30 protein-coding genes are annotated in these 24,767 nt (G+C 72.4%); 20 read left to right on the plus strand and 10 right to left on the minus strand.

Annotation, left to right across the window (positions count from 1 at the left end):
• Positions 1 to 24: 24 nt before the first annotated feature.
• From F7Q99_RS20695 to F7Q99_RS20730, 8 genes are all read left to right on the plus strand, one after another.
• Entirely contained in the window at positions 25 to 1,623 is a 1,599-nt protein-coding gene (locus F7Q99_RS20695; RefSeq protein WP_153463478.1) for an ABC-F family ATP-binding cassette domain-containing protein, read from the plus strand.
• A gap of 327 nt (positions 1,624 to 1,950) precedes the next feature.
• Positions 1,951 to 2,184 (plus strand): helix-turn-helix domain-containing protein, encoded by a 234-nt coding sequence (locus F7Q99_RS20700; RefSeq protein WP_030059940.1) that lies wholly within the window; start codon positions 1,951 to 1,953, stop codon positions 2,182 to 2,184.
• A 264-nt stretch (positions 2,185 to 2,448) separates the two neighbouring features.
• The gene (locus F7Q99_RS20705) at positions 2,449 to 3,255 is read left to right on the plus strand and encodes an enoyl-CoA hydratase/isomerase family protein (RefSeq protein ID WP_153463481.1); all 807 of its coding nucleotides are present in this window, start codon (positions 2,449 to 2,451) and stop codon (positions 3,253 to 3,255) included.
• Positions 3,256 to 3,412: 157 nt separating this feature from the next.
• Positions 3,413 to 3,919, plus strand: coding sequence for an Asp23/Gls24 family envelope stress response protein (locus F7Q99_RS20710; protein ID WP_153463485.1), 507 nt, complete (start codon positions 3,413 to 3,415; stop codon positions 3,917 to 3,919).
• Between the two features lie 70 nt (positions 3,920 to 3,989).
• Positions 3,990 to 4,181 (plus strand): hypothetical protein, encoded by a 192-nt coding sequence (locus F7Q99_RS20715; protein ID WP_153463488.1) that lies wholly within the window; start codon positions 3,990 to 3,992, stop codon positions 4,179 to 4,181.
• A complete protein-coding gene (locus F7Q99_RS20720) occupies positions 4,181 to 4,525 on the plus strand; it encodes an Asp23/Gls24 family envelope stress response protein (protein ID WP_153463491.1) in 345 nt (114 codons plus the stop codon). The genes F7Q99_RS20715 and F7Q99_RS20720 overlap by 1 nt, the downstream gene beginning before the upstream one ends.
• A complete protein-coding gene (locus F7Q99_RS42650; protein WP_153463496.1) occupies positions 4,522 to 5,136 on the plus strand; it encodes a DUF6286 domain-containing protein in 615 nt (204 codons plus the stop codon). The genes F7Q99_RS20720 and F7Q99_RS42650 overlap by 4 nt, the downstream gene beginning before the upstream one ends.
• The gene (locus tag F7Q99_RS20730; protein ID WP_153463499.1) at positions 5,133 to 5,780 is read left to right on the plus strand and encodes an alkaline shock response membrane anchor protein AmaP; all 648 of its coding nucleotides are present in this window, start codon (positions 5,133 to 5,135) and stop codon (positions 5,778 to 5,780) included. Before F7Q99_RS42650 ends, F7Q99_RS20730 begins: the two co-directional genes overlap by 4 nt.
• 10 nt (positions 5,781 to 5,790) lie before the next feature.
• Here F7Q99_RS20730 and F7Q99_RS20735 read toward each other — a convergent pair whose 3' ends face one another.
• Positions 5,791 to 6,555, minus strand: a complete 765-nt coding sequence (locus tag F7Q99_RS20735) for an SDR family oxidoreductase (protein WP_153463504.1) — start codon at positions 6,553 to 6,555, stop codon at positions 5,791 to 5,793.
• A 52-nt stretch (positions 6,556 to 6,607) separates the two neighbouring features.
• Between F7Q99_RS20735 and F7Q99_RS20740 the strand changes: the two genes are divergently transcribed.
• The 3 genes from F7Q99_RS20740 (at position 6,608) to trxA (ending at position 7,606) form a co-directional block, all read left to right on the plus strand.
• Positions 6,608 to 6,757, plus strand: coding sequence for a hypothetical protein (locus tag F7Q99_RS20740; protein WP_153463507.1), 150 nt, complete (start codon positions 6,608 to 6,610; stop codon positions 6,755 to 6,757).
• 87 nt (positions 6,758 to 6,844) lie between these two features.
• Positions 6,845 to 7,270: a MerR family transcriptional regulator gene (locus F7Q99_RS20745; protein WP_153463510.1), complete on the plus strand. Its 426-nt coding sequence runs from the start codon at positions 6,845 to 6,847 to the stop codon at positions 7,268 to 7,270.
• A gap of 3 nt (positions 7,271 to 7,273) precedes the next feature.
• Positions 7,274 to 7,606, plus strand: a complete 333-nt coding sequence (gene trxA / locus F7Q99_RS20750) for a thioredoxin (protein WP_153463513.1) — start codon at positions 7,274 to 7,276, stop codon at positions 7,604 to 7,606.
• A 38-nt stretch (positions 7,607 to 7,644) separates the two neighbouring features.
• Here the strand turns inward: trxA and F7Q99_RS20755 are convergent, their stop codons facing one another.
• A complete protein-coding gene (locus tag F7Q99_RS20755; protein WP_326846925.1) occupies positions 7,645 to 8,445 on the minus strand; it encodes an SURF1 family cytochrome oxidase biogenesis protein in 801 nt (266 codons plus the stop codon).
• Positions 8,446 to 8,476: 31 nt separating this feature from the next.
• Positions 8,477 to 9,472: a DEDDh family exonuclease gene (locus tag F7Q99_RS20760; protein WP_153463516.1), complete on the minus strand. Its 996-nt coding sequence runs from the start codon at positions 9,470 to 9,472 to the stop codon at positions 8,477 to 8,479.
• Positions 9,473 to 9,631: 159 nt separating this feature from the next.
• Between F7Q99_RS20760 and F7Q99_RS20765 the strand changes: the two genes are divergently transcribed.
• The 4 genes from F7Q99_RS20765 (at position 9,632) to moaA (ending at position 14,013) form a co-directional block, all read left to right on the plus strand.
• The gene (locus F7Q99_RS20765; RefSeq protein WP_153463519.1) at positions 9,632 to 10,675 is read left to right on the plus strand and encodes a zinc-dependent alcohol dehydrogenase family protein; all 1,044 of its coding nucleotides are present in this window, start codon (positions 9,632 to 9,634) and stop codon (positions 10,673 to 10,675) included.
• 334 nt (positions 10,676 to 11,009) lie between these two features.
• Positions 11,010 to 11,336, plus strand: a complete 327-nt coding sequence (locus F7Q99_RS20770) for a DUF485 domain-containing protein (protein ID WP_153463522.1) — start codon at positions 11,010 to 11,012, stop codon at positions 11,334 to 11,336.
• Positions 11,333 to 12,943 (plus strand): solute symporter family protein, encoded by a 1,611-nt coding sequence (locus F7Q99_RS20775; RefSeq protein ID WP_153463525.1) that lies wholly within the window; start codon positions 11,333 to 11,335, stop codon positions 12,941 to 12,943. Before F7Q99_RS20770 ends, F7Q99_RS20775 begins: the two co-directional genes overlap by 4 nt.
• A gap of 80 nt (positions 12,944 to 13,023) precedes the next feature.
• A complete protein-coding gene (gene moaA, locus F7Q99_RS20780; protein WP_326846926.1) occupies positions 13,024 to 14,013 on the plus strand; it encodes a GTP 3',8-cyclase MoaA in 990 nt (329 codons plus the stop codon).
• Here moaA and F7Q99_RS20785 read toward each other — a convergent pair.
• The 6 genes from F7Q99_RS20785 to F7Q99_RS20810 form a co-directional block, all read right to left on the minus strand.
• Positions 14,010 to 14,234 carry a hypothetical protein gene (locus F7Q99_RS20785; RefSeq protein ID WP_153463528.1) on the minus strand — a complete coding sequence of 75 codons (225 nt, stop codon included), beginning with the start codon at positions 14,232 to 14,234 and terminating at the stop codon, positions 14,010 to 14,012. The two genes, moaA and F7Q99_RS20785, sit on opposite strands and share 4 nt — an antisense overlap.
• 292 nt (positions 14,235 to 14,526) lie before the next feature.
• On the minus strand, positions 14,527 to 14,910 hold the full coding sequence (locus F7Q99_RS20790; RefSeq protein ID WP_153463531.1) for a DUF3099 domain-containing protein: 384 nt from the start codon (positions 14,908 to 14,910) through the stop codon (positions 14,527 to 14,529).
• A gap of 126 nt (positions 14,911 to 15,036) precedes the next feature.
• Complete coding sequence (locus tag F7Q99_RS20795; RefSeq protein WP_153466447.1) at positions 15,037 to 15,585, minus strand: RNA 2'-phosphotransferase; 549 nt, start codon at positions 15,583 to 15,585, stop codon at positions 15,037 to 15,039.
• A 31-nt stretch (positions 15,586 to 15,616) separates the two neighbouring features.
• Positions 15,617 to 17,014 carry a metallopeptidase TldD-related protein gene (locus tag F7Q99_RS20800; protein ID WP_153463533.1) on the minus strand — a complete coding sequence of 466 codons (1,398 nt, stop codon included), beginning with the start codon at positions 17,012 to 17,014 and terminating at the stop codon, positions 15,617 to 15,619.
• Positions 17,014 to 18,570, minus strand: coding sequence for a TldD/PmbA family protein (locus F7Q99_RS20805; protein ID WP_153463536.1), 1,557 nt, complete (start codon positions 18,568 to 18,570; stop codon positions 17,014 to 17,016). Before F7Q99_RS20805 ends, F7Q99_RS20800 begins: the two co-directional genes overlap by 1 nt.
• Positions 18,571 to 18,697: 127 nt before the next feature.
• A complete protein-coding gene (locus F7Q99_RS20810; protein WP_195911127.1) occupies positions 18,698 to 19,843 on the minus strand; it encodes an MBL fold metallo-hydrolase in 1,146 nt (381 codons plus the stop codon).
• Between the two features lie 316 nt (positions 19,844 to 20,159).
• Between F7Q99_RS20810 and fabG the strand changes: the two genes are divergently transcribed.
• Together fabG and fabI are read left to right on the plus strand one after the other, a co-directional pair.
• A complete protein-coding gene (gene fabG, locus F7Q99_RS20815; protein WP_153463537.1) occupies positions 20,160 to 20,879 on the plus strand; it encodes a 3-oxoacyl-[acyl-carrier-protein] reductase in 720 nt (239 codons plus the stop codon).
• A gap of 2 nt (positions 20,880 to 20,881) precedes the next feature.
• Positions 20,882 to 21,649, plus strand: a complete 768-nt coding sequence (gene fabI / locus F7Q99_RS20820) for an enoyl-ACP reductase FabI (protein ID WP_153463540.1) — start codon at positions 20,882 to 20,884, stop codon at positions 21,647 to 21,649.
• A gap of 64 nt (positions 21,650 to 21,713) precedes the next feature.
• Here fabI and F7Q99_RS20825 read toward each other — a convergent pair whose 3' ends face one another.
• Positions 21,714 to 22,388, minus strand: a complete 675-nt coding sequence (locus F7Q99_RS20825; protein ID WP_326846927.1) for a FadR/GntR family transcriptional regulator — start codon at positions 22,386 to 22,388, stop codon at positions 21,714 to 21,716.
• Positions 22,389 to 22,518: 130 nt separating this feature from the next.
• On the opposite strand from F7Q99_RS20825, the gene F7Q99_RS20830 reads away from it, so the two are divergent.
• The 3 genes from F7Q99_RS20830 to F7Q99_RS20835 all read left to right on the plus strand — a co-directional run bounded on the left by F7Q99_RS20830 (position 22,519) and on the right by F7Q99_RS20835 (position 24,695).
• Positions 22,519 to 23,805: a CynX/NimT family MFS transporter gene (locus F7Q99_RS20830; RefSeq protein WP_230210272.1), complete on the plus strand. Its 1,287-nt coding sequence runs from the start codon at positions 22,519 to 22,521 to the stop codon at positions 23,803 to 23,805.
• Between the two features lie 81 nt (positions 23,806 to 23,886).
• Positions 23,887 to 24,009 carry an SGM_5486 family transporter-associated protein gene (locus tag F7Q99_RS42655; protein ID WP_268267556.1) on the plus strand — a complete coding sequence of 41 codons (123 nt, stop codon included), beginning with the start codon at positions 23,887 to 23,889 and terminating at the stop codon, positions 24,007 to 24,009.
• A gap of 158 nt (positions 24,010 to 24,167) precedes the next feature.
• Positions 24,168 to 24,695, plus strand: coding sequence for a SixA phosphatase family protein (locus tag F7Q99_RS20835; protein ID WP_153463546.1), 528 nt, complete (start codon positions 24,168 to 24,170; stop codon positions 24,693 to 24,695).
• Positions 24,696 to 24,767: the final 72 nt, after the last annotated feature.

Consider the following 24,767-nt stretch of genomic DNA (forward strand, 5'->3'; position numbering starts at 1 on the left):
ACGTCCCAGGAGTAGTACCCGGCCATGATTTCCACCAACGCCCTAGAGCTGCGCGCCGGTGCCCGCATTCTGATCGAGTCCGCGAGCTTCAAGGTCGCCGCCGGTGACCGGATCGGCCTGGTCGGGCGCAACGGCGCCGGCAAGACCACCCTCACCAAGGTGCTGGCCGGCGAGGGCCTGCCCGCCGCCGGCACGGTGACCCGCTCGGGCGAGGTCGGCTACCTCCCGCAGGACCCGCGCACCGGCGACCTCGACGTCCTCGCCAAGGACCGCATCCTCTCCGCGCGCGGCCTCGACACCGTGCTGAAGAAGATGCGCGAGAACGAGGACCGGATGGCCAACGGCAAGGGCGCCACCCGGGACCAGGCGATGAAGAAGTACGCCCGCCTGGAGACCGAGTTCCTCACCAAGGGCGGCTACGCCGCCGAGGCCGAGGCCGCCACCATCGCCGCCGCCCTCGGCCTGCCGGACCGCATCCTCGCCCAGCCGCTGCACACCCTCTCCGGTGGTCAGCGCCGCCGCGTCGAGCTCGCCCGGATCCTGTTCTCCGACTCCGACGTGCTGCTGCTCGACGAGCCCACCAACCACCTGGACGCCGACTCGATCGCCTGGCTGCGGGACTTCCTGAAGACCTACAAGGGTGGCTTCATCGTCATCTCGCACGACGTCGACCTGGTCGAGACGGTCGTCAACAAGGTCTTCTACCTGGACGCCAACCGCTCCCGCATCGACGTCTACAACATGGGCTGGAAGCAGTACCAGCAGCAGCGCGAGGACGACGAGAAGCGCCGCAAGCGCGAGCGGGCCAACGCCGAGAAGAAGGCCGCGACCCTCAACGCCCAGGCCGACAAGATGCGTGCCAAGGCGACCAAGACGGTGGCCGCGCAGAACATGGCCCGCCGCGCCGAGAAGCTGCTCTCCGGGCTGGAGCAGGCGCGCCAGAGCGACAGGGTCGCCAAGCTGCGCTTCCCGGACCCGGCCCCCTGCGGCAAGACCCCGCTCACCGCGAGCGACCTGTCCAAGTCCTACGGCTCGCTGGAGATCTTCGCGGGCGTCGACCTGGCGATCGACCGCGGCTCGCGCGTCGTCGTCCTCGGCCTCAACGGCGCCGGCAAGACCACCCTGCTGCGGATGCTCGCCGGGGTGGAGCAGCCGGACACCGGCGAGGTCATCCCGGGCCACGGCCTCAAGATCGGCTACTACGCCCAGGAGCACGAGACGCTCGACCCGGACCGCACGGTCCTGGAGAACATGCGCTCGGCCGCGCCGGACACCGACCTGGTCCAGATCCGCAAGATCCTGGGCTCGTTCCTGTTCTCCGGCGATGACGTGGAGAAGCCGGCAGGGGTGCTCTCCGGCGGTGAGAAGACCCGGCTCGCGCTGGCCACCCTGGTGGTCTCCAGCGCCAACGTGCTGCTGCTCGACGAGCCCACCAACAACCTGGACCCGGCCAGCCGCGAGGAGATCCTCGGTGCGCTGCGCGAGTTCGCCGGTGCGGTCGTGCTGGTCACCCACGACGAGGGCGCGGTCGACGCGCTCCAGCCGGAGCGGATCATCCTGCTGCCGGACGGCGTGGAGGACCTGTGGAGTCCGGCCTACGCCGACCTGGTCTCTCTCGCCTGATCGGGAGTAGACGCCACATCCGCTTTCCGGACCAGAAAATCTAGTCCTTACGGCGTGTCCGGGAATGAAGCAGTCCCGGATTCCGTTTAAGGAGCTTCCGTCGGCCCGCCACTCGATCGTGGTCGGGCCGACGCTGCTGATCAGCCCTTTCTCGGCGGACGGTGGAAGCGCCCCGGGGGCGTGCACTCTGAGTGAGCGCCCTGGCGCGCTCTGATCACCACCGAAGGACTGCGCATTCCCGACATCGACCTTGTCGAATGGGTGGCCAGGACGCGGTGGATGGGTGATCATGGGAATCTGACCGAGCAACGCTACGAGGAGGCACGGGTGGCCGAGACTCTGAAAAAGGGCAGCCGGGTGACCGGTGCCGCGCGTGAGAAGCTCGCGGCCGATCTCAAGAAGAAGTACGACTCCGGGGCGAGCATTCGCGCTCTCGCGGAGGAGACCGGTCGCTCGTACGGCTTCGTGCACCGGATGCTGAGCGAGTCCGGAGTGATCCTCCGGGGCCGCGGCGGTGCCACGCGGGGCAAGAACAAGGCGACTGCCGGGGCCGGTTCCTGACGGTCCGTCAGTTTACGGCTGGATGACGCGGCGGCAGGGCGCCGGTCGAGGAGACGTCAGTTGATCGTCAGCTGATCGTCCGCCCTCGGGTCGAGTGGACCGGCCGCCGATCGTCATGTCCGGACCGCTTCTCGTTTCCGCCGGGTTCCTTTCGTATTCCTTCCGCATTCATTTCGTCGGTTCTTTCCGCCCAGTGGTCTGCCACTGCGCGCCCAGGTTTGTTACTCTCCGGTAGCCAAGCCCCTCGCCACCGGAGGTCCCCGCATGACCGCCCCCGCCACCGACCCGCAGACCCCGAGCGGGGAGCAGGACGGCGTCCGCCTGGAGATCGACGGCGAGCTCGCCGTCGTCACCCTGTGTCAGCCCAAGCGGCGCAACGCCCAGTCGCCCGCGATGTGGCGCGCCCTCGCCGCCGCCGGCCGCGAACTGCCCGGCACCGTCCGCGTCGTGCTGCTGCGCGCCGAGGGTGTCTCCTTCTCCGCCGGGCTGGACCGGGCCATGTTCACCGCGGAGGGCATCCCCGGCGAGCCCAACTTCCTCCAGCTCGCCGCGGCCGAGGACAAGGACCTCGACGACACCATCGCCTCCTACCAGGAGGCCTTCACCTGGTGGCGCCGCCCCGACCTCATCTCCGTGGCCGCCGTCCAGGGCCACGCCGTCGGCGCCGGCTTCCAGCTCGCCCTCGGCTGCGACCTGCGGGTCGTCGCCGACGACGTCCAGTTCGCCATGAAGGAGACGTCCCTGGGGCTCGTCCCCGACCTCGCCGGCACCAAGCCGCTCACCGACCTCGTCGGCTACGCCCGGGCGCTGGAGATCTGCGTGACCGGCCGCTGGGTCGGCGCCGAGGAGTCCGTCGCCATCGGCCTGGCCAACCTGGCCGTCCCCGGCGCGGAGCTCGACGCCGCCGCCCGCGACCTCGCGGCCGCCCTGCTCGCCGCGCCGCGGGGCGCCGCCATCGAGACCAAGGCCCTGCTCCAGGGTGCCTCCGGACGCTCCTTCGAGGAGCAGCGCTCCGCCGAACGGGTGGCCCAGGCCCGCCGCCTGCGGGACCTCGCCGGGATCGGCGACTGACCTCCCGCCTTTCGGGCACGTCCGTCGAAGGCCCGGCCCCGGGGATCCACCCCGGAGCCGGGCCTTCGGCCTTCCCGGCAGGCGCGAAACGTGGCGAAATGTCAGAGTTGTGGGGATCTGCGATATAGCTGGAGCCGTACGACGGGAGACCCGCCCCATGCCTGACACTCCGACGCCCGCGAGCATCCACAAGAACCCCGCCAACGCCCCGGCCCACGCCGCCTCGTCCCCGTCGGACGGAGGCAAGCCGCTGGCCGAGCGAGGCCGGACGGCGATGGCCGTCGGCGTGGTCGAGAAGATCGCCGGCATGGCCGCCCGCGAGGTCGCCGGCATCCACGCCCTCGGCTCCGGCCTCGCCCGCACCTTCGGCGCGATGCGGGACCGGGTGCCCGGCGGCAAGTCCAGCATCGGACGCGGCATCAAGGCCGAGGTCGGCGAGAAGCAGACCGCCATCGACATCGCCCTCGTCGTCGAGTACGGCGTGGTCATCCCCGAACTAGCCCGCCAGGTACGGGAGAACATCATCGACGCGGTCGAGCGGATGACCGGTCTCGAAGTCGTCGAGGTCAACATCGCGGTCAACGACGTCCACCTCCCCGACGAGCCGGAGTTCGAGGAGGAGGAGCAGGTGCTCGCCCCCGGGCAGCGGCCCAAGCTCAAGTAGCGCGTAGCGCGGATCCCATCGGATCACAGCGGCAGACAAGCGGCAGACTGCGCAGGACGAGGAGTAGCGGATGAACCTGGCCATCGTCGGCCTGGTAGCGGGCATGGCCCTCGGCTTCGCCGGGTATTTCGGCGGGTTCGCCGCCTTCCTGCTGGTGGCCGCGCTCGGGCTGGCCGGCTTCGTGCTCGGACGCCTGCTGGAGGGCGACATCGACATCAGCGAGCTCGGCGACCTGTTCCGCGGCCGCGACCGGCGCCGCTGATGGCGGCCCTCACCGCCCCGCGCCGCGAGTCCGCCATCCGCGGCCGCCTCCGGCTCGCCGACCGCGTCTACGCCCGCATCGCCGCCCGCGCCGCCCGGGAGGCCCTCGCCGGCGCCTGGATCGGCCGCACGGCCAGGGGCAAGCCGCCCACGGTCTCCGTCGCCGTCCCCGGCAGCACGGTGACCGTCCGGGTGGCCGTCGAACTGCCCTTCCCCGCCGACGTCGCCGGCCTCGCCCGTGCCGTCCGGGACCGCGTCGTCACGCAGGTCAACGGGCTGACGGGGACGCGGGTGTCGGAGGTGGTGGTGGTCGTGGAGCGGCTGGTGACGGGAGGTCGGGCGTGAGCACACCGGCAGGAGGAGAGGAGCCGGAGGCGGAGCCCGAGGGCGGTGGAGCCGGGCCCGACGCCGACGTGGTGGCGGTGAAGGTGCACCGGCCTCGGGCGGCGCGGACCGTGGTGGCGGCGATGGTGGCCACCGCCGTCCTCGTGGTCGCGGGGGCGCTGCTCTACGACGTGATCGCCGTCCGGACCGGGCACCCGGCTCGCCGGTGGCGCGCCGAGATCGCCGATGAGCTGGCCACCCGTCACCTGGACGACCTGTGGGTACTGGTCGGTGCGGGGGCGGCCACGCTGCTCGGCGGCTGGCTGCTCTGGCTGGCGTTCGCGCCCGGCATGCGGCGCTGGCTGCCGCTGCGCCCGCACGGCGGCACCGGCGCCACCATCGAGCGGGCCGGGATCGGCCATCTGCTCGCCGACCGCGCAGCCGGGCTCACCGGCATCGAGCACCTCAAGATCCGGATCGGCCGCCGCCGCGTCCGCGTCACGCTGATCGGGCCGGCCGACCCGGCGGCCTTGGAGCGGCAACTGCGGGACGAGCTGGCGCGGGTGACGCTGGCCCGGCCGATCCCGCTGGACGTCCGGTCGTCGCGTAGGACGGCAAGGGCGGCGGGATGAGGCGGGGGATCGTCAACCGGGTGCTGCTCGGGATCGTCGGCGCGGCGCTGCTGGCGGCCGGGGTGCTGGTGCTGGCCGGGGGGCTCGACCTGTACGGGCGGCTCGGGGCGGACCCGCCCGGTTGGTGGCCGCTGACCTCGCCGGATCAGCCGGTGGTCAGCGCGACGTCGCGCACGCGCTGGGTGGAGTCGTCCTGGTGGTGGCCGACCGTGATCGGCGGCCTGTCCGTGCTGGTCGTGGTCATGGTCTCGTGGCTGGTGGTGCAGCTGCGCCGCACAGGCCTTTCGAGCATCGCCGTTCCGACGTCCGGCGTGACCGGGCTTCGGGTGCGGGTCAGCGCCCGGACTCTGGAGGAGGCGCTGGAGACCGGTACCGCCGTGCTCCCCGAGGTCGAGCGCGCTGGCGTCCGCCTGGTACGGGCGCCGGGGCATCCGCGCCTGCGGGGCGCCGTCCGGCTCACCCCCGGCGGGGACCCGGCCGCGCTGGTGGAGCACTTCGAGACCGGGCCGAGGGCCGATGCCCTCGGCAGCCTCGGCGTGCCGGAGCTTCCCGCCGACCTGCGGATCCGGGTGCTCCAGGCCGCCCCCGCCGAGCCGCGGCACTGGCTGCCGCGACGGCGGCGGAGGCATCCGAGGGTCGAGTGAGGCAGACGGGTCAGAGGCTGCGGAGGGCGCCGCCGTCGACCGGGATCATCACGCCCGTCACGTAGGACGCCGCGGGGGAGAGCACGAAGGCCGCGACCCTGCCGAACTCCTCCGCGGCGCCGTAGCGGCCGAGCGGGATGGTGGCGCTGGCCCGGACGCGGGCGCCGTCCGGGTCGCCGCCGAGGGCGTCGAGCTCGCGGAGCCGGTCGGTGTCGATCCGGCCCGGGAGCAGGCCGACCACCCGGATGCCGCGCGGGCCGAGCTCGTCGGCGAGCGACTTGGCGGCCATCGCCAGGCCGGGGCGCAGGCCGTTGGAGATGCCAAGGCCGGGGATCGGCTGGCGGACCGAGCCGGAGAGGACGAAGCCGATCACGCCGCCCTCGCCCAGGGCCGCGGCGGCGGCGCGGGCGATCCGCAGGGCGCCGAGGAAGACCGATTCGAAGGCGCTGCGCCAGGCCTCCTCGGGGACGGTCTCAACCGGGCCGGCCTGCGGGCCGCCGACGCTGATCAGCACGCCGTCGAGCCGGCCGAAGTGCGCGGTCGCCTCCGCGACGAGCCGTTCGGCGGTCTGCGGGTCCGCGTTGTCGGCGACCAGGCCGTGCACGGTGCCGGGGAGGGCGCCGAGTTCGGTGACGGCGGCGTCCACGGACTCCTTGGTCCGGCCGGTCACCAGTACGCGGGCGCCGTCGGCGGCCAGCTCCCGGGCGGTGGCGAGGCCGAGCCCGCGGGTGGCGCCGGTGACGATGTACGCCTTGTCCTTCAGTCCTAGATCCATGAGGGACATCTTGCCTGGCGGCCGGAGTGGCAGGGGTGGACGTGGACGAAAGTTGGCAGGCACGCTGCACCCCAAGCTCGCGGCCTACGGTGAACTCCGTCCGCCGGCACGGCTGCTGACCCGCGGGGCGGTGTCCGCGCTGGTCCCGCAGGGCGGTTGGTGGGGCGCCGTGCTGATCGGCTTCTACAACTCGCGGCACTGAGGCGTGCCGGCCGCTGGCGTTGACGTCCGCGTCAAGGTCTACCGTCGGTTCCGGCGGCGCGCGCAGGCGAGCCGGGAGGAGCGGTGCATGCGGATCGGGGAGTTGGCGCAGCGGGCGGGGACGACCACGCGGGCGTTGCGGTACTACGAGCAGCTCGGGTTGCTGCCGGCCCGGCGCGCGGGCAACGGGTACCGGTCGTACGGCGAGGACGACGTGCGGCTGTTGCGGCAGATCCGGACGCTGCAGGACTTCGGCTTCGAACTGGAGGAGACCCGGCCGTTCGTGGAGTGCCTGCAGGCGGGGCACCCCGAAGGGGACTCCTGCCCGGCCTCGTTGGAGGTGTACCGGCGCAAGCTGGCCGAGCTGGACGAGTGCATTGCGCGACTCCAGGACGTCCGGGCGCAGGTGGCCGGGCAGTTCGACCGGGCCGTGCGGGCGCGGGACGAGCTGGCGGCCGGGGCCTCCGCGCAGCCGCCGCTGTGCGAGTTGGCGACCGAGTGGGCGAAGGAGTAGGCGATGGCGGGGATTCCGGGAGTGCCGGCGGTGACGGACGACACGTTCGCCGCGCAGGTGCTGGCGGCCGAGGGGCCGGTGCTGGTGGACTTCACGGCGGACTGGTGCCCGCCGTGCCGGATGATGGCGCCGGTGCTGGCGGACATCGCCCGGGAGGAGGCGCACCGGCTGACGGTGGTGAGCCTGGACGTGGACCGCAACCCGCAGACGCAGGCCGCGTACGGGGTGCTGTCGATGCCGACGCTGATGGTGTTCCGCGGCGGGGAGCCGGTGCGGTCGGTGGTGGGCGCGCGGGCCAAGGCGCGGCTGCTGCGGGAGTTGGACGACGTCCTTTAGGTGCCTTCGGGCGGTCCTGGGCGTCCTGCGGGCGAGCGTCAGGCGGGGACGGGCTCCGGGGACGCCTCGGCCTCGGCGGCCTGCTTGGCCCGGTCCTTGACCTCGCGGCGGACGAGGATCCAGACGCCGACCGGGATCATCGCGGTGAACAGCCACCACTGGATCGCGTACGCCATGTGCGGGCCGATGTCGGAGTGGTTGGGCTCGGGCAGCAGTTCGGGCTGGTCGGCCGGGGCCGGGGTGGTGGCGGCGAGCTCCAGGTAGCCGCCGAGCAGGGCGGCGCCGGTCTCCTTGGCCTGCTGGTCGGTGTTGATCAGGTTGAACTGCCGGTCGGGCAGGCCGCCCCTGTCCTTGATGCCGCTGCCGGCCGAGGTCTCGTCGGCGCGCAGCCGGCCGGTGACGGTGACCTCGCCGGTGGGGGCGGCCGGGACCGGCGGGTAGACGGTGGCGGTGTCGCCGGAGGCCACCCAGCCGCGGTTGACCAGGACGGTGCCCTTGCCGTCGGAGAGCTTCAGCGGGGTGACGACGAAGTAGCCGATCTTGTCGCCGCTGGAGTCGGTCCGTTTGCGGACCACGAACTCGTGGGCCGGGTCGTACTGTCCGGTGGCCGTCACCGCGTGCCAGGTGAGGTCCTTGGGTACCGCGAAGCCGGGGGCGGTCGACAGGCTGTCGAACGGCGTCGGCGCGGCGGTGAGCGCCTTGCCGATCAGCTCGTTGCGGGCCACCCGCGCCTCGTGGCGGTGCAGCTGCCAGAATCCCAGCTTGATCGTTGCGGGGATCAGCAGCAGCGCGATCAGCATGGTGATCAGCCACTGTCGGGTCAGCAGAAAACGGTACACATGGGAACGGTACGCCGACCTCACAAGCGGCTCACGCACCGGGGTGCGGGGCGACCTCGCGCAGGAGCTGGAGGAAGGCGTCCTCGCCGACCACGGGGGTGCCGACCTCGCGGGCCCTGCGGGCCTTGCCGCTCCAGCTGTTCGGCTCGTTGGTGACGAGCAGGCTGGTGAGCCGGCTCACGGAGGTGGCGATGTGCAGGCCGGCCTCGACGGCGCGGTCCTCCAGCAGCTCGCGGTCGGTGGCGGTGTCGCCGGTGAAGGCCACCCGCATGCCCTGCACCAGCGGCTTGCCGTCCTGCCAGCGCCCCGGGTTGGGGTACGGGCACGGCGGGCGCTTCCTGGCCTGGCGGTAGTTGGCGCCGGTCCAGGTGCTGCGGCCGGGGGCGGCGGGTTCGTCCTCGCCGAGGTCGGTGACCGCGACGCAGGCCTGCAACGGCAGCGGGACGCCGCCCAGGCGGGCGAGGTGCAGGCTGGGGCGGAACGCCTCGGCGAGCACCCGGGCGTCGTCCAGGGCGTTGTGCGCGTGGCGCTGCTGCACGCCGAAGTGGGCGGCGAGCGAGGCGAGCTTGCCGTTGGGCAGCGGCAGCCGCAGGTCGCGGGAGAGCACCATGGTGCAGAGCCGGTGTTCGACCGGGGCGCGGCGGCCGGCCCGGGAGAACTCGCGGGAGATCATGTTCCAGTCGAAGAGCGCGTTGTGGGCGACCATGACCCGGCCGTCGAGGCGCTCGGCGAACTCGTCGGCGATCTGCGGGAAGGTAGGGGCGCCGGAGAGCAGCTCGGCGGTGAGGCCGTGGATCCAGACCGGGCCCGGGTCGCGCTCGGGGTTGACCAGGGTGTACCAGTAGTCGGTGATCTCGCCGTCGTGGTCCAGCTGGTAGACGCCCGCCGAGATGACGCGGTCGGAGCGGCCGAGGCCGGTGGTCTCGACGTCGACCACGGCGAAGCCCTCGGCGGGGGCGGCGGTGCGCTGGGCGGGGACCGGGGCGGTCCGCGGCGCGCCGTACGTCTCGGGCTGGATCGGTTGCATGGTCCAACAGGATAAGCGCCGTTCGGGGCGCCGCCGGTCGACATGTTCCGTCCGACCGGCCGGAATAGAGTGGTCCGCATCGGCGTCGTACATCCGGTCGACAACATCCACCGGCCGCCGGGACGCCCCGGAGGCCGTCTCCGTAAGGACGAAGATCCCATGCGTGCCACCGTGATCCACGGCCCCAACGACATCCGGATCGAAGAGGTGCCGGACCCGGTGATCCAGCATCCGACGGACGTGGTGGTCCGGGTGGTGAACGCCTGCATCTGCGGCAGCGACCTGTGGGCGTACCGCGGGGTGGCGCAGCGGGTGGCCGGGCAGCGGATCGGGCACGAGTTCCTGGGGGTCGTCGAGGAGGTCGGCTCCGAGGTGCGCGGCTTCGCGAAGGGCGACCTGGTCGTCGCGCCGTTCGTCTGGTCGGACGGCACGTGCGAGTTCTGCCGCGAGGGTCTGCAGACCTCCTGCGCGCACGGCGGCTTCTGGGGCCAGGTGGGCTCGGACGGCGGCCAGGGCGAGGCGGTGCGGGTGCCGTTCGCGGACGGGACGCTGGTGAAGCTGCCGAAGGAGGCGGCGGGGGACGAGAAGCTGCTGCCCGGCCTGCTCGCGCTGTCCGACGTGATGGCCACCGGGCACCATGCCGCGGTCTCGGCGCGGGTGCGTCCGGGGGCGACGGTCGCGGTGGTGGGCGACGGCGCGGTGGGCCTGTGCGGCGTGCTGGCGGCGCACCGGCTGGGCGCGGGTCGGATCATCGCGCTGGGCCGGCACACCGCCCGCACCGAGCTGGCCCGGCGCTTCGGTGCGACCGACGTGGTGGCCGAGCGCGGGGAGGCCGCGATCGAGGCGGTGAAGGAGCTGACCGGCGGGCAGGGCGCGCACGCGGTGCTGGAGGCGGTCGGGACGGAGGAGTCGATGCGGACGGCCGTCTCGATCGCGCGGGACGGCGGCGCGGTGGGGTACGTCGGGGTGCCGCACGGCGGGAGCGCCGGGGTCGACATCGGCCAGATGTTCGGTCGTAACGTCTCGCTGAACGGCGGGGTGGCGCCGGCCCGCGCGTACATCCCCGAGCTGTTGCCGGACGTTCTCTCGGGCGCCATCGAGCCGGGCCTCGTGTTCGACCGGACGGTGGATCTGGACGGCGTTCCGGACGGTTACCGGGCGATGGACGACCGTTCGGCGTTGAAGGTCCGTATCGCCTTCTGATCGACCGTGATCGGATATCTCCGAAACTGATAGTTCGTCATGAGGGGTGTCACCGCTGAGCGGTGGCGCCCCTCACGCATGGGATGGAGGTCTTTCGATGTGACGCCAGTGGTGATTTTCGGCCAATTGGATAGTGGGATGGGGTGAACACCCGACTGATCGCTCCCGACCCCTTCCGGGGCGGGCGTGACGCTCCTAGCATTGCGCGGCGCGCATACGGATTGTGACGGCCCTCACTTCCGATCGTCACCCTCGACCGTCCCCCTTGTGCGACCCGCCGTGCCGAAGGAGTGAGGAGTACAGAGTGGAACCGCCGCCGATCACCACACCCCCCATGGATGCCCAACTCATCGACGAGAGCCAGGAGTTCCGGACGCTGCGGCGCTCGTTCCGGAGCTTCGCCTTCCCGGTCACCATCGGCTTCGTGCTCTGGTACCTGCTGTACGTCCTGCTCTCCGGCTACGCGCCCGGCCTGATGGGCACCAAGGTCGTCGGCCACGTCAACGTCGCACTGGTGCTGGGGCTGCTGCAGTTCGTCTCCACCTTCGCCATCGCGGCGTGGTACGCCCGGTACGCGGACCGGCGGATCGATCCGCCCGCCGCCGCGATCCGCGAGTCCCACGGCGCCGCCGTCCACGCTCCCCGGGAGTCCGCCGAATGATCCTGCTCGCCAGCTCCGCCACCGAGCACCGCGGCCTCACGATGACCCTGTTCGGGTTCTTCGTGCTGGCCACCCTCGGCATCACCGTCTGGGCCGGGCGGCAGACCAAGGACGCCGCCGACTTCTACGCCGGCGGTCGCGGGTTCACCGGCTTCCAGAACGGCCTGGCCATCTCCGGCGACTACATGTCCGCCGCCTCGTTCCTCGGCATCGCCGGCGCCATCGCCCTCTCCGGCTACGACGGCTTCCTGTACTCGATCGGCTTCCTGGTCGCCTGGCTGGTCGCGCTGCTCCTGGTCGCCGAGCCGCTGCGCAACTCCGGCCGCTACACCATGGCGGACGTGCTGGCGTTCCGGATGAGGCAGCGCCCGGTGCGCACCGCCGCGGGCGTGTCCACCATCGTGGTGTCGATCTTCTACCTGCTCGCCCAGATGGTCGGTGCCGGGACGCTCGTCGCCCTGCTGCTGGGCGTCAGCGGGGACGCAGCCAAGCGCTGGACCATCGTCGCGGTCGGCGCCCTGATGGTCGTCTACGTCGTGATCGGGGGGATGAAGGGCACCACCTGGGTGCAGATCGTCAAGGCGGTGCTGCTGATCGCCGGCACCGCGCTGATGACCGTCCTGGTACTGGCCAAGTACCACTTCAACCCGTCCGAGCTGCTGGGCGCCGCCGCGGACGCGAGCGGCAAAGGCGCGGCCTTCCTCGAACCGGGGCTGAAGTACGGCGTCAGCAACACCAGCAAGCTCGACTTCATCAGCCTCGGGATCGCGCTGGTGCTCGGCACCGCCGGCCTGCCGCACATCCTGGTCCGCTTCTACACCGTGCCCACCGCCAAGGCGGCCCGGAAGTCGGTGCTCTGGGCGATCGGCATCATAGGCGGCTTCTACCTGATGACCCTGGCGCTCGGCTTCGGCGCGGCGGCACTGGTCGGCCCCAAGGCGATCAAGGCGGCCAACGCCGCCGGCAACACCGCCGCCCCGCAGCTGGCCGAGGAACTCGGCGGCGGCGCGGGCTCCACCGGCGGCGCGATCCTGCTCGCCGTGATCTCCGCGGTCGCCTTCGCCACCATCCTCGCCGTGGTCGCCGGACTCACCTTGGCCTCCTCGGCCTCCTTCGCGCACGACCTGTACGCCAACGTGATCCGGCGCGGCAGGGCCACCGAGAAGGAGGAGGTGCTCTCGGCGAAGTGGGCCGCTGTGGCGATCGGCGCGGTCGCCATCGTGCTCAGCCTCTTCGCGGGCAAGCTCAACACCGCGGCCCTGGTCGCCCTGGCCTTCGCGGTGGCCGCCTCGGCCAACCTGCCCACCCTGCTCTACTCGCTGTTCTGGAAGCGCTTCACCACCACCGGCGCGGTCAGCTCGGTCTACGCCGGCCTGATCAGCTCGGTGGTGCTGGTGGTCTTCTCCCCGGTGGTCTCCGGCGGGAAGACCTCGCTCTTCCCGGACGCCGACTTCCACTGGTTCCCGCTGGAGAACCCCGGTCTGGTCTCCATCCCGATCGGCTTCCTGGCCGGGTGGATCGCCACCCTGCTGTCGAAGGACCGCCCCGACCCGGCGAAGTACGCTGAACTGGAGGTCCGCTCACTCACCGGACTGGGCGCCCACTGATCATCCGGCGATGACTATGCTGGCCCGGCCCCGCCGTGACGGTGGGCCGGGCCGGCCGCATTTCTGGTGAAGGGACCGCCGTGCTGCTCGACACGTTCGGACGACAGGCCGTCGACCTGCGCGTCTCCCTCACGGACCGGTGCAACCTGCGCTGCACCTACTGCATGCCGGAGGAGGGGCTGCAGTGGCTCGGCAAGCCCGACCTGCTCACCGACGAGGAGATCGTCCGGCTGGTCACCGTCGCGGTGCGCGACCTGGGCGTGCGCGAGGTGCGCTTCACCGGCGGTGAGCCGCTGCTGCGCCCCGGGCTGGTCGCGATCGTCGCCGCCTGCGCCGAGCTCGAACCGCGCCCCGAGCTGTCCCTCACCACCAACGGCATAGGCCTGGCCCGGACGGCGACGGCGCTGCGCGAGGCCGGGCTCGACCGGGTCAACGTCTCCCTGGACACCCTCGACCCCGAGGTGTTCCACACCCTCACCCGCCGGCGGCGCCACCAGGACGTCCTGGACGGGCTGGCCGCCGCCGAGGCCGCCGGGCTGGCGCCGGTGAAGCTGAACGCGGTGCTGATGCGCGGGGTCAACGACCACGAGGCGCCCGACCTGCTCGCCTGGTGCCTGGAGCACGGCTACGAGCTGCGGTTCATCGAGCAGATGCCGCTGGACGCCCAGCACGGCTGGGACCGCTCCGAGATGATCACCGCCGGTGAGATCCTGGAGCGGCTCGCCACGCGCTTCACGCTCACCCCGGAGCCGTCCGCCCGCCGGGGCGCGGCGCCCGCGGAGCGCTGGCTGGTGGACGGCGGGCCGGCCCGGGTCGGCGTGATCGCCTCCGTCACCCGGCCGTTCTGCCGGGCCTGCGACCGCACCCGGCTGACCGCCGACGGGCAGGTGCGCAACTGCCTGTTCGCGACCGGCGAGACGGACCTGCGCAGCGCCCTGCGCTCGGGCGCGGACGACGCCGAGATCGGCGCACTGTGGCGCGCGGCGATGTGGGGCAAGAAGGCCGGGGCCGGGATCGACGATCCGGCGTTCCACCAGCCCGAGCGGCCGATGTCGGCGATCGGCGGTTAGGCCTCGGCGGTCTGCGGGGTCCAGTCGGCGAAGGCGACGACCTCCTTGAGGAAGCCGCGCACGCCCAGGAACTGGGACAGGTGCTCGCGGTGCTCGTCGCAGGCGAGCCAGGTCTTGCGGCGGTCCGGGGTGTGCAGCTTGGGGTTGTTCCACACCAGCACCCAGCGGGCGTCCGCCCGGCAGCCCTTGGCGGAGCAGATCGGCGTCTGCGGGGTGTCCATCGGGCCGTCCTCAGCGATTGGCGGGTGGTCTGCACCGCCAGTCTTTCACGCGCGGTACGTCACGCCGCGGTCGCCCGCCGCTTCTCCGGCCGTCCGGATCCGGGCATGGCGACGCCGGGCAGCCACGGGGGGAGCCGCCCGGCGTCGGTCCGTCGCTCCGACGGGGGATGCGGAGCGCGTACGCAGTATGTCACGCCCGGACCCTCGGATGGGGAGGTCTTGCATGATTAATCTGAGCTTGTTTTGAGCTTTCCCCCGGTCAAATCGCCATGAAGGCGGGCAATCCAGGCAGTCAGTTCGGGCTCTGTGAAGAATCGGTGTTGGCGGTCTTCGTCCCTGCCGCACCAGCAGCCGCGCCCGCCCCACCCGTACCACCGGGGCCGAGCATCAGCGGGGTGTCGAGCGGGATGTCGAAGGTGCTCGGCAGGCCCGGCGCCCGCTCCCGGCCCGCGTTGGCGATCAGCACCGCGAAGTACGGCAACAGCACGCCGGCCGCCAGTGCCGCTATGGCGAGCCAGCGCTGCACGTCCCACAGCACCACCGCGAGCAGCACGCAGACCGTCCGCAGCAGCATCGAGATCACATAGCGGCGCTGCCGTCCGCGGACGTCCTCGGTGAGGCTGCTCCGCGCTCCCGTGATCCGGAAGACCTGTTCATCGCCGGCGCTCTTGCGCATGTCCTACCGCCCTCGTCCCAGCACCCCGCGCGTCTCACGGCGCGGCCAGTTCACCGTACGCCGCGGCCCGGCCCGCGACGAGACCGGGGCGGGAGGACGCGTGCAGACGGGGGACGGCAGCCGGCCTCAGGGCCGCCGAGAGAGGTACTGCGGAGGGACGGCCTCGGTGAGCCAGACGCCGTTCTCGCTGATCCGGAACTCGTGGCCGGCCGCTGCCATCGCGGCGGCGTTCACGGTCAGCACGACCGGGCGGCCGTGCCGGGCACCCACCCGCACCGCGGTCTCGGTGTCCGCCGAGAGGTGGACGTCCTGGCGGGCCATCGGGAGCAGACCCTCGCGGAAGATCGACGCCAGGTGGCGGTCGGCGGTGCCGTGGTAGAGCACCGGGGGCGGCACGGTGGCGGTCAGGCCGAGGTCGACCGCCACCGTGTGGCCCTGGTTGGCGCGGATCGAGAGACCGTCCGCGGAGTAGCCGAAGCGGCGCTTGTTGTTGGTGGCCACCACGTGGTCCAGATCGGCCCTGGTCAGCCGGTTGCCCTTCGCCGCGAGCGCGGCGAGGAGCGCGTCGATCCGGACCCAGCCGGCCCCGTCGAGGGTGATCCCCACCCGCTCGGGCTCGTGCCGCAGGATGCGCGACAGCATCTTGCTGGTCTTGACCAGCCGCTTCTCGTCCATCATGTCTCTCGTATCCCCCGTAGGTCAGCGGCTATGAGGCCTGGCTGACCGAACTCATGTTGAAGTCCGCGACACGCACGGGTGGCATCGCGGTGCGGGTGAAGTAGTCGCTCCACTCGCGCGGCAGGCAGCGTTCGGTGCGGCCCGCCTCGGTGATCCGGCCGAGCAGGTCGACCGGGGACTCGTTGAACCGGAAGTTGTTCACCGCGCCGACCACCTCGCCGTTCTCGACCAGGTAGACGCCGTCCCGGGTGAGGCCGGTGAGCAGCAGCGTCGCCGGGTCCACCTCACGGATGTACCAGAGGCAGGTCAGCAGCAGGCCGCGCTCGGTGCGGGCGATCATCTCGTCCAGGGTCGGCGCGGACTCCTGGTCGGCCGTCTCCAGCACCAGGTTGTCGACGGCCGGGCGCAGCGGCAGGCCGGTGAGGCCGGCGGCGTGGCGGCTGGTGACCAGGTTGGTGAGCACGCCCTCGCGGATCCACTCGGTGGCGGTGATCGGCAGGCCGTTGTCGAACACCGAGAGGTCCCCGCCGGTGGCGTGCGCGAGGACGAACGGCGCGGCCTCCAGGCCGGGTTCGCGCGGGTCGGCGCGCAGCGTCAGCGGCAGCCCGCCGAGCTTGTCGCCGACGCGGGTGCCCCCGCCCGGCTTGGAGAAGACGGTACGGCCCTCGTGGGCGTCCCGGCCGCCGGAGGACCAGTGCAGGTAGACCATGAGGTCGGCGATGGCGGAGGGCGGCAGCAGAGTCTCGTACCGGCCGGCAGGCAGGTCCACCTTGCGGGCGCCCCAGCCGAGCCGCTTGGTCAGCTCGGCGTGCAGGGCGGCGACGTCCACGTCGGAGAAGTCCCGGGTGGCGGCACCGACCCAGGCGGAGCCGGACAGGTCGGCGGTCTTGGCGTTGATCTCGACCATGCCGGTCGACTGGTCGTGGCGCAGCCGCAGGCCGGTGGAGGTGCCCAGGTAGCTGCAGACGAGCTCGTGCCGGGCGAAGCCGTACAGCAGCTCGTTCTGCGCGGCGGCCCGTGCGAAGGCCTCGCCGAGGGCGGGGCCGAAGTCGTCGAAGACCTCGATGGAGGTCTCGGCGGGCGGCTGCGTGAAGTGCGGCGAGGACGGCTGCCCGGCGACCAGGGGCTGGGCGTCCTCGGCCGGGCCGGCCGCGCGGGCGGCCTCCTCGGCGGCCCGGACGAGACCCTCCACCTCGTTCGGGGTGACGGCCTCGCGGGAGACCACGCCGGAGGCGGTGCCCTCTGCGCCGTCCAGGGTGGCGATCACGGTGAGGCGGCGGCCGCGGGTGACGCCGTTGGTGGTCAGCGAGTTGCCGGCCCAGCGCAGGTTGGCGGTGGACTCCTCGTCGGCGATCACCACGCAGCCGTCGGCGCGGGAGAGGCCGAGCGCCAGCTCGACGAGTTCGTGGGGCTGCATCCCGGTCATCAGTGACCCGCCTCCTGCTGGGTGTTGAGCACGTTGACGTTGCGGAACAGCGCCGACGGGCAGCCGTGGCTGACCGCCGCGACCTGGCCGGGCTGCGCCTTGCCGCAGTTGAAGGCGCCGCCGAGGACGTAGGTCTGCGGGCCGCCGACCGCCGCCATCGAGCCCCAGAAGTCGGTGGTGGTCGCCTGGTAGGCGAAGTCCTTGACCTGGCCCGCGAGTTCGCCGTTCCTGATGGCGTAGGCGCGCTGGCCGGTGAACTGGAAGTTGTACCTCTGCATGTCGATCGACCACGAACGGTCGCCGACGATGTACAGGCCGTTCTCCACCCCGGCGAACAGGCCCTCGGTGTCGGGGCCGCCGGCGACCGGCTGGAGCGAGACGTTGGCCATCCGCTGCACCGGGACGTGCGCGGGGGAGTCCGCGAAGGCGCAGCCGTTGGAACGGTCGAAGCCCTTCAGCTTCGCCATGCCGCGGTCGAGCTGGTAGCCGACCAGCACGCCGTCCCTGACCAGGTCCCAGGACTGGGTGGCGACGCCCTCGTCGTCGTACCCGATGGTGGACAGGCCGTGCTCGGCGGTGCGGTCGCCGGTGACGTTCATCAGCCCGGAGCCGTACTTCAGCGAGCCGAGCTTGTCGAAGGTGGCGAAGGAGGTGCCGGCGTAGGCGGCCTCGTAGCCGAGCGCGCGGTCCAGCTCGGTGGCGTGCCCGATCGACTCGTGGATGGTCAGCCAGAGGTTGGACGGGTCGATGACCAGGTCGTAGCGGCCGGCCTCGACGCTCGGCGCCTGCATCTTCTCGGCCAGCAGGACGGGCAGTTCGGCGAGTTCGGCGTCCCAGTCCCAGCCAGTGCCGCGCACGTACTCGAAGCCGCGGCCGACCGGCGGGGCCAGGGTGCGCATCGAGTCGAAGGCGCCCGTGCGCTCGTCGACCGAGGTGGCCTCCAGATCCGAGTGCAGCCGGATCCGCTGCTGGGTGGTGACGGTGCCCGCGGTGTCCGCGTAGAACTTGTTCTCCTGGACGGTCATCAGGCTCGCCAGGACGTGCGAGACGCCCTCGGCGGCGAGCAGCCGCGAGCTCCGGTCGGCGAGCAGGGCGGTCTTCTCGGCGTCCGGCACCTCGAAGGGGTTCACGTCGTACGAGGAGACCCAGGTGACGTCCCGGTGGACCGGCTCGTCGGCCAGCTCGACCCGCTCGGTGGAGCCGGCGGCCCGGCTGATCCCGCCGGCCAGGCGGGCCACCGCGACGGCCTGCTCGGCGACCCTCGCCGCGGCCTCGGTGGTCAGGTCGACTCCGGCGGCGAAGCCCCAGGCGCCGTCCAGCAGGACCCGGACGGCGAAGCCGAGCTGCACGCTGTCGGAGGTGCCGGCCGGGCGGGCGTCGCGCAGCCGCCACGAGGCGCTGCGGACCCGCTCCAGGCGGAAGTCGGCGTGGCTGACGCCGAGTTCACGGGCCCGGGTGAGGGCGGCGTCGGCGAGGGTGCGCAGCGGGAGGGCGAGGAACAGCGGGTCGACGGCGTGGGCGGGCTCGGCGCCGTCGGCCGGAGGGATCGGAGGCAAGCGAGCTCCCTGGTCGCGGGGGGTGGCGGTGCGGCGCCGCACAGGGGCGCCCGCACCGCATCATTGCCCGTCCACGCACTTTCGGCCAGCTCATTTCGGCCGGTGCGCCGCCGTTTTGACGCGGCGTTCAGGCGATGGTCTCCCACCAGCCGTCCAGCTCCGGCGGGTTGTCGACGTCGACCCGCTCGCCGGGGCGCGGCACCGCCAGCGGGACGGCCTGCACCTTGGCCTCCTTCAGCAGACGCTCGACCGGCTCGGCCCACGGGTGCAGGCCCAGGTTGAAGGTGCACCAGTGCACCGGCACCAGCAGGCCTGCCTTGAGGTCCCGGTGGGCGAGGACGGCGTCCTCGGGGGTCATGTGGATGTCGGCCCAGGCCGCGTCGTACGCGCCGATCTGGACGAGGGCGGCGTCGAACGGGCCGTGCTGCTCGCCGATCCTGGTGTAGCCCTCGAAGTAGCCGGAGTCGCCGGTGTAGAAGACCTTGCGGGTGGGGCCGGCTATCACCCAGGAGCCCCAGAGGGTGGTGTTGCGGGCCAGGCCGCGGCCGGAGAAGTGGTGCGCCGACGTCAGCGTGAGCACCAGCTCGCCGAGCGTGCAGGTCTCGTCCCAGTCCAGCTCGATGATCCGGTGCTCGGGGACGCCCCAGCGGCGCAGGTGGCCGCCGATGCCGAGCGGCACCGCGAACGGCGCGGACTGGGTGCGCACCAGGCGCTTGACCGTCGCCATGTCCAGGTGGTCGTAGTGGTCGTGCGAGATCAGCACCGCGTCGACCTGCGGCAGCTCCTCCAGCTCCACCGGCACCGGGTGCAGCCGCTTGGGGCCGACGTGCGCGGCGGGGGAGCAGCGCTCGCTCCAGATCGGGTCCAGCAGGACGCGCGAGCCCTCGATCTCCACCAGCGCGGAGGCGTGCCCGTACCAGGTGATCTCGACGCCCTCGGCGGCCGGGCGCGGACCGCCGGCCGGGCGGACGGTGGGCACCGGGTGCGCGGGGACGCGGCCCTCACGCTGGAAGAGCATCCGGCGGACGGTGTCGCGGTCGAAGTCCGGGGTGGTCGTGGCCCGGGCGAGGGTGGAGGGCGCGTTGTGGAAGACGCCGTCGCGGTACTGCGGCGAGTTGCGCACCCGCTCCTCGCGCTCGCCGTCCGGCCGCCGCCCGAACGCGGCGGGCAGGTCGCGCAGCGACCAGGCGGCGGCTCCCGCGGCGGCCGCCAGGGCGGTCAGGGCCAGCAGTCGTCCGCGCCGGTGGGTGCTCCCGGGCCGTGCCTTGGTCATGCGCCCTGCCTTCGTTCCTCGCCGGGACTGTTCGGGGAAGAGGGTACGGCCGGCCCCGGGTCGGCCCGCACCACGGGGGCAACGGGCGCACCGGCCCGGGTGTTCCCGTCCGGGGTGCTCCGGGTGCCGAGGGCCTGCCTCCGGTGCGGTGCGCAGCGAGCTACGGGGCAGGCCAGGGTAAGGATTGTCGGATTGCCACAGAACCTTCGGTGAGGCGCTGTGGGAGAACGATTCGTCGACACCGCCGACCGACCGATACCGTCACACTGCGTGCGCATCCCGCCGTACGCGCACCCCAACGGAGAGAGGTGGATCGTTGAGCCGCTCGGTTCTCGTCACCGGAGGAAACCGGGGCATCGGCCTCGCGATCGCCCTGGCCTTCGCCGAGGCGGGTGACAAGGTCGCCATCACCAGCCGCTCGGGCGAGCTGCCCGAGGCCCTGGCGAAGTATGACGCCCTCGCGGTGCGCTGCGACATCACCGACGCCGCGCAGGTGGACGCCGCCTTCACCGAGATCGAGGCCAAGCACGGCGGGGTCGAGGTGCTGGTCGCGAACGCGGGCATCACCAACGACACCCTGCTGCTGCGCATGTCCGAGGAGGACTTCACCTCCGTCCTGGACACCAACCTGACCGGCACCTTCCGGGTGGTCAAGCGCGCCTCCAAGCTGATGATGCGCGCGCGCAAGGGTCGCGTGATCCTGATCTCGTCCGTGGTCGGCCTCTCCGGCTCGCCGGGCCAGGCCAACTACGCGGCGTCCAAGGCGGGCCTGGTCGGCTTCGCCCGGTCGCTGGCGCGCGAGCTCGGCCCGCGCAACATCACCGTCAACGTGGTGGCCCCCGGCTTCGTCGACACCGACATGACCGCGGTGCTCAGCGACGAGCGCCGTGCGGAGATCGTCTCGGGCGTGCCGCTGGGCCGCTACGCAGCGCCCGCCGAGGTCGCCTCCACCGTGCGGTTCCTCGGTTCGGACGAGGCCGCGTACATCACCGGAGCCGTCATTCCCGTCGACGGCGGATTGGGCATGGGTCACTGATCATGAGTGGAATCCTTGAGGGCAAGCGGATCCTGATCACCGGTGTGCTGATGGAGTCCTCCATCGCCTTCCACACCGCCAAGCTCGCCCAGGAGCAGGGCGCGGAGATCATCCTCACCGCCTTCCCGCGGCCGAGCCTGACCGAGCGCATCGCCAAGAAGCTGCCGAAGCCGGTCAAGGTGCTGGAGCTGGACGTCTCCAGCGAGGAGCAGCTGGCCGGCATCGCCGACCAGGTCCGCGAGCACCTGCCGACGCTGGACGGCATCGTCCACTCGATCGGCTTCGCCCCGCAGGACGCCCTGGGCGGCAACTTCCTGGACACCCCGTGGGAGTCCGTGGCCACCGCGATGCAGGTCTCGGCGTTCTCGCTGAAGTCGCTGACCATGGCGCTGCTGCCGCTGATGCAGGACGGCGGCTCGGTCGTCGGCCTGACCTTCGACGCGCAGTTCGCCTGGCCGCAGTACGACTGGATGGGCCCGGCCAAGGCCGCCCTGGAGTCGACCAACCGCTACCTGGCGCGCTACCTGGGCGAGCGGAATATCCGCTGCAACCTGATCTCGGCGGGCCCGATCGGCTCGATGGCCGCCAAGTCCATCCCGGGCTTCCCGGACCTCGCCGCCACCTGGGACAGCCGCTCCCCGCTGAAGTGGGACCTGAGCGACCCGGAGCCGGCCGGCCGCGGCGTCGTCGCTCTGCTGTCGGACTGGTTCCCGAAGACGACCGGCGAGATCGTCCACGTCGACGGCGGTCTGCACGCCATCGGCGCCTGATCAGCCCGACGCCGCTGCCCGGCACTCCCTCGAAGGGGGTGCCGGGCAGCGGCGTTTTGCGGGGTCAGGCCTCGGTCGGGGAGCAGGCGCCGATCGCGCGGCCGGCCTCGACGGAGGCGCGTGCGGCGTCGCCGGCCCGGATGGCGTCCACGATGGTGTCGTGGCCGAGGTAGCGCTCGGCGATCAGCTCGGGGCCGACGTCGTGCCGCAGGTGGGCGCGGGTCACCTCGCCGAGGTCGGCGTAGACGGCGGCGAGGACGTCGTTGTGCGCGGCGGCGACCACGGCCTGGTGGAACGCGGCGTCCGCCTGGACGAAGTCCTCGGTGTCGCCGGACTGCCAGGCGGCCTCGCGACGGGCCAGCGCGGCGTCCAGCAGGTCGAGGTCGCGGCGGGTGCGGCGGACGGCGGCCAGACCGGCGGCGGAGCTCTCCAGGGCCGCCCGCAGCTCGGCGACCTGCGCGTGGTCGGCGTCGGCGAAGCGGCGGTGCATGACGCCGGCCAGCTCGCTGGTGGCGAGGACGTAGGTGCCGGAACCCTGCCGGATGTCGAGCAGTCCGTTGTGGGCCAGGGCGCGGACGGCCTCGCGGACGGTGTTGCGCGCGACGCCGAGCTGTTCGACCAGCGCGGCCTCGGTCGGGATGCGCGAGCCGACGGGCCACTCGCCGGAGGTGATCTGGGCGCGCAGCTGCGCGATCACCTGGTCGGACAGCGGGGTGCGCCTCGGCGAGGACAGCGCCACGGGGACTCCTTGCGGCTACGGGTCGGCGGGCAGCGGGCTCCGGGATGGAAGCGGCCGGTGGATGAACGGTCGGCCCATCATGCCAATTTCGAGGTGCGTCAATTCATCCCATCATTCTATGATGGCGCCCATGCCTCCCGCAGCAGACACCACCGCCTCCCCACGAACCGGGGCCCGGTCGCAGACCGAGCGGCCCTCCCCGGCGTCCGGCACGTACTCCGGATGGCTGTTCGCCGTCACGATCGCCGTCGCCGCGTTCAACCTGCGCCCCGTCGTAACCAGCCTCGGGCCGCTGCTCGACCAGGTCCGCGCCGGCCTCGGGATGAACCCGACCGTGGCCGGGCTGCTCACCGCCGTCCCCTCGCTGTGCTTCGGCCTGTTCGGATTCGCCGCGCCCGCGATGGCCCGGCGGGTCGGCCCGATCGCGGTGGTCACCGCGGGAATGGGTGCGATCACCGCGGGCGTGCTGGCCCGGTCCTTCGCCGGCGGCACCGCGGTGTTCCTGCTGCTCACCGCGCTCGCACTGGCCGGGGTGGCGGTCTCCAACGTGCTGATCCCGGTGGTGATCAAGCGCTACTTCCCGGACCGGGTCGGTCCGATGATCGGCCTGTACTCCATGGCCCTGTCGGCCGGCACCTCGCTGGCCGCCGCCGTCACCGTGCCGCTGACCGGCGCGCTCGGCGGCGACTGGCGCTACGGCCTGGGCATCTGGGCCGCTCTCGGCGCGCTGGCGCTGGTGCTCTGGGTGATGATCGCGCTGGTCAAGCGCGAGCGCGGGGACCGGGCCGGCGGCCCCGCCGCCGACCGGCTGCCGATCACCCGCAGCCGCACGGCCTGGGCCATGGCCTGCTTCTTCGGCCTCCAGGCCACCGGGGCCTACGTGGCGATGGGCTGGCTGCCGAAGATCTTCCAGGACTCCGGCGTCGACAAGGGCACCTCCGGGGTGCTGCTCGCGCTGACCATGGTGATCGGCGTGCCGGTCTCCTTCGTGCTGCCCAACCTGGCCGCCCGCCGCGGGGACCAGCGGCTGTTCGTCCTCGTGCTGGGCTCCTGCGGCATCGCCGGGTACGCGGGCCTCGCGCTGGCCCCCGCCACGCTGTCGTGGGTCTGGGCCATCCTGGTCGGCCTGTCCAACTGCGCCTTCCCGCTGGTGCTGACGATGATCGGGCTGCGCGCCCGGACGGCGGGCGGGGTGGTGCAGCTGTCCGCCTTCGCCCAGGGCGTCGGCTACCTGATCTCCATCCCCGGGCCGATCCTGATCGGCCGGATCTACCAGGTGACGGGCGAGTGGTACGGGCCGCTCGGGTTCCTCGCCCTGCTGCTGGTGCCGCAGATGCTGTTCGGCCTGCGGGCCGCGATGGCCCGGCACATCGAGGACGAGGCCGTGCGCCCGAAGCCGGCCGAGGTCGAGGCCTGAGCGGTCGGTCTTGGTCAAGGGCTCGCCAAGCACGCGGGGCCGGACGCAAACGGGCGTGTTCGGGATGGGAGAATTCCGGACATGCCCGTTCTCGAACCGAACCCCACCGACGGCCGCAAGCAGCTCGGCCGGATCGCCCTGGCGATCGCCGCCATCGTGGTGCTGGTGGCGATCATCGCCTCCGCCGCCTCGGCCATGGGCTGACCCGGCCCCGCTCACTCCGCACTGACGCCGTACACACTGACGCCGTACACCGGGTGAAGCCCGGGTGAACGGCGCATGATGGCACCCGCCACCCCTGGGGGTGGCGGCGACCGGGAGCGTCGCGCCCCGCAGCGGCTTTTCTGCCAAGCTTGCTGGATATGAGCGCCGACACGCCCCGCAGGATCATCGTTCTCCGTCATGCCAAGGCCGACTGGCCGAACGGCGTCGACGACCATGATCGGCCGCTGGCCGACCGGGGCCGTCACCAGGCCCCGGACGCCGGCCGCTGGCTCGCCGACTCCGGCATCAACCCCGACTACGTGCTCTGCTCCACAGCCCTGCGCGCCCGCGAGACGTGGAAGCTGGCCGCGCACGAGCTGCCCAAGCGCGCCCGCAGGACCGTCTACGAGGACCGGATCTACGAGGCCAGCCCGGGGGAGATCATCGCCGTCCTCCAGGAGACCTCGGAGGAGTACGCGGACGTGGTGGTGGTCGGGCACAACCCCGGCGTGCTGGGCCTGACGCAGATCCTCGCCGGGGACGCGGGCGACCGGGACGCGCTGGAGCGGCTGCGCCTCGGCGGCTTCCCGACCGCGGCGATCGCGGTGCTCAGCTTCAGCGGCTCGTGGAAGGGCGTCGAGCCGGGCGCGGCCGAGCTGGTCTCGTACCACACGCCGCAGGACTGACGACGGACGTGACGGCAGACGTGAGGGGCGTGTGGACCAGGTCCGCGCGCCCCTCGCGTAGGTCGGTGGGCC

This window comes from Streptomyces kaniharaensis (genome assembly GCF_009569385.1).
In the GTDB taxonomy this organism is placed as follows: domain Bacteria; phylum Actinomycetota; class Actinomycetes; order Streptomycetales; family Streptomycetaceae; genus Kitasatospora; species Kitasatospora kaniharaensis.